A 3,122-nucleotide genomic window follows, 5' to 3' on the forward strand; every position below is an offset into this window, starting at 1 on the left:
CGGTGGGCGGGGTGGCGGCGGTGGGCGCGCTGGTCGCGGCCGCGCAGGTGCCGCCGCTGCGGCGCAGGCTGTCCGACCGGCTCAAGCCCGGTGAGGGGCCGAGCGCCGAGAAGCGGGCGCGGAGCTGGTTCTCCGTGCGGTTCGTGGGCGAGGGCGGCGGACGGCGGGTGTTCACGGAGGTCTCGGGCGGCGACCCCGGCTACGACGAGACGGCGAAGATGTTCGCCGAGGCCGCGCTGTCCATGGCGTTCGACGACCTGCCGCCGACGTCCGGCCAGGTGACGACCGCGGTGGCGATGGGCGACGCGCTGATCGAGCGGCTGCGGCGGGCGGGCATACGCTTCCGGGTCGCCGCGAGCCGCTGACGCGCACCGGGACCGGCGGGCGCTACAGCGGCCACTCCGCCACGGTGTAGATCATCCCGGCGATCCACCCCAGCGCGGCGAGCACGGCGAGGACCAGCGCGACGATCACGCCCCGCTCGACGGTCCGGCCGGGGGCGGCAACGGGCTTGGGTGCACGGTGCGTTGTCATGCGCCCAGCCTTCCGCCGAGGCCCCGGGCCGGACATCCGTCCGGGTACTCAGGCGCCGTACTCAGATCGCGGGGTCCTGGGCGGTGGTCGCCTCGCGCAGGGCCCTGCGGCACAGGGCGTCCGCCCGGCGGGTGGTCTCCGGGAGGCGGTAGGACGGGGTCAGAGCGAGGGTGTGGGCGCAGGCGCCGGCGAGGGTGACGCGGTGGCCGACCGAGACGAAGACCGGTTTGACGCCGTCCCGGGTGCGCAGGGCGCGGCCCACCTCCTCGGTGCCGTCGAGGAGCGGGGCCGTGCTGCCGCGCGGGGTGTCCGGGTCGGCGTAGGTGAAGGTGAAGGGGTTCTTGGCGACGCCGATCGTGGGCAGTCCGGTGAGGACGCCGAGGTGGGTGGCGAGGCCGAAGCGGCGGGGGTGGGCGAGGCCGTAGCCGTCGCAGACGACCAGGCCCGGCGGGCACGGCAGGGCGTCCAGGGCGGCGAGGACGGTGGGGATCTCACGGAAGGCCAGCAGGCCGGGAACGTACGGGAAGGAGATCCGGCCGGTCGCGGTGGCCTCGGCGACGACGTCCAGACTCGCCGCGTCCAGCACGACGGCCGCCGCCGCCACGACGTCGCGTGCGTCGTCGTACGCCACGTCGACCCCGGTGACGTGCCCCGTGCCGGGCGGCGGTCCCGCCTCGTCGAGCACCACACGGGCGCGCAACGCGTCCTGCACGGCGCGGGCCTGCTCCTCGGTCACGGGCCAGTCGTCGGGGATGCGTACGGTCGTCATGGTGCCCTTGAGCCTACGGCGTTGCCCAGCAGACGCGTGGAGCCGCCCCGGGCCGCAAGACGCCCCGGTTACCCGCGCGGAGGCTGCCGCATAGGCCGCAAGATGCCCGGGTCGGCGCGGAGCCGCCCCGTCGCCCGCGAGACGCCTGGGTCCCCGCGCGGAGGCTGCCCCATAGGCCGCAAGATGCCCGGGTCGGCGCGGAGCCGCCCCGTGGGCCGCGAGACGCCCCGGTTACCGCGCGGAGGCTTGCCCCATAGGCCGCAAGGTGCCTGGGCCGGCGCGGAGCTGCCCCGTCGGCCGCATAGACGCCCGGGTCCCGCGCCGACCCCGTCCCGGTGCAGGCGAAACCCCCGGTGCCGAGAGGGAATCGCCGCTCAGCGCCGGGGGTTTGTGTCGGCCGTGTCCGCGCGGGGCGGCTCACTTGCCGAGCGCCCGCTGCAGCTCGCTCTTGTTCATGTTCGAACGGCCTTCGACGCCGCGGCGCTTGGCCTCCTCGTAGAGCTGGTCGTAGGTGGGCCCCTGGGAGCCCTTCCCGGACCGCTGGCCGCCCCGCTTGCCGGACGACATGTCCTGCGTCGAGGTGCGGCTGGCGGACTTGGACTCGCCGGAGCGGGCGCGTTCCTTGTTCACCGTCCGCGCGGCGATCTCCTTGGCGCGGCCGGCGCTCTCGCCCCGGTCCTGCGCGCTCTCCTTGATGTGTTCGTACTGACGCTCCCGTTTCGGGCTGGACCCGCGTGGCATGTCCGCTCACTTCCTCTCGCGTACCGCGAACGGGTACCCACGTTGGCAGCGAACAGGACACCCCGCATGCGTCAGTGCTCCAGGCGGGCAACCCGTCCCTTCTCCCCCGCCGCCCAGCAGCCGAGGTCCGGTGCGCAGTCGACGGTGTCGTAGGAGCCGGTGTCGACGGTGCGCCAGGTGCGGCCGCCGTCGGTCGTCAGGTCGGTGCCGGTGGGGCCGACCGCGAGGGCGGCGCGGCGGCTGTGCGGGAGCCAGGCGGCACCGGAGCGGTAGGCGGGCGGGGACGCGGTGGCCGGGCGCCAGGTGCGGCCGCCGTCGGCGGTGTGCGCGGCGGCGTCCGCCGAGGGCTGGTCGGGGCGGAAGTCGCCGCCGACGGCGAGGCCGTGGGTGCGGTCGCGGAAGGCGAGCGCGAACACTCCGCGGGCCGGGTCGCCGCCCGGGATCGGGGCGTCGGTGACGGTCCAGGTGCGGCCCCGGTCAGCGGAGTGCAGCACACGCGCGCGTGCCGCCCCGCCGGTGGCCATCCAGACGTCCTTCGGTCCCGAGGACACCAGGCACTGGCCGCTCGCCGCGAAGCCCGCCTCGCCCGGCAGGGCCGGCGGCATGCCCGTGTCGGGCAGCACCGTCCAGGACCGGCCGCCGTCGCGGGTCGACAGGATGCGGAACCTGCCGTCCACCGGGTCGCTCATGGCGAGTCCGTGGCGGTGGTCGAAGAAGGCGCGGGCGTCGGTGTTGCGGAAGGACTCGGTCCAGGTGCGGCCGCCGTCGTCGGTGCGGTACACGCGGGACGCCTCGCCCTCGCCGATCGCCAGCACCACGGCCCGCCGCGCGTCGAACGCCTCGACGTCCCGGAACTGCAACTCCCCCGCGCCCGGCGGCGAGACGTTCCGCCAGCTGCGCCCGCCGTCGGTGGTGCGCAGGACGGTGCCCCGGGTGCCGGCCAGCCAGGCGGTGTTCCGGCTGACGGCGGCCAGCCCGCGGAACCGTACGTCGGGAGCGCCGCTGTCCTTCAGCGCCCAGTGCGGCGTCCCCAGCGCTGCCCCGGCCGGGGCCCCGGGCCCGTCCGCCTGCGCCGGTA

Annotated in this window: 4 protein-coding genes and 1 pseudogene; 1 reads left to right on the plus strand and 4 read right to left on the minus strand. The window is 76.0% G+C overall.

Annotation, left to right across the window (positions count from 1 at the left end; translation table 11 throughout):
- A pseudogene (locus tag N4P33_RS34185) lies at positions 1-365 on the plus strand (saccharopine dehydrogenase); the annotation flags it as partial.
- Between the two features lie 22 nt (positions 366-387).
- On the opposite strand, the gene mmpA reads toward N4P33_RS34185, so the two are convergent.
- From mmpA to N4P33_RS34205, 4 genes are all read right to left on the minus strand, one after another.
- Positions 388-534 carry a morphogenic membrane protein MmpA gene (mmpA, locus tag N4P33_RS34190; protein WP_260830813.1) on the minus strand — a complete coding sequence of 49 codons (147 nt, stop codon included), beginning with the start codon at positions 532-534 and terminating at the stop codon, positions 388-390.
- A 61-nt stretch (positions 535-595) separates the two neighbouring features.
- Positions 596-1,303 carry an endonuclease V gene (locus tag N4P33_RS34195; RefSeq protein ID WP_260830814.1) on the minus strand — a complete coding sequence of 236 codons (708 nt, stop codon included), beginning with the start codon at positions 1,301-1,303 and terminating at the stop codon, positions 596-598.
- A 417-nt stretch (positions 1,304-1,720) separates the two neighbouring features.
- Positions 1,721-2,044, minus strand: a complete 324-nt coding sequence (locus N4P33_RS34200) for a plasmid stabilization protein (RefSeq protein WP_260830815.1) — start codon at positions 2,042-2,044, stop codon at positions 1,721-1,723.
- 71 nt (positions 2,045-2,115) lie between these two features.
- Complete coding sequence (locus N4P33_RS34205; RefSeq protein ID WP_260830816.1) at positions 2,116-3,078, minus strand: oxidoreductase; 963 nt, start codon at positions 3,076-3,078, stop codon at positions 2,116-2,118.
- Between the last annotated feature and the right edge of the window lie 44 nt (positions 3,079-3,122).

Origin of the sequence: Streptomyces sp. 15-116A, from assembly GCF_025290915.1 — a bacterium.
In the GTDB taxonomy this organism is placed as follows: Bacteria; Actinomycetota; Actinomycetes; order Streptomycetales; family Streptomycetaceae; genus Streptomyces.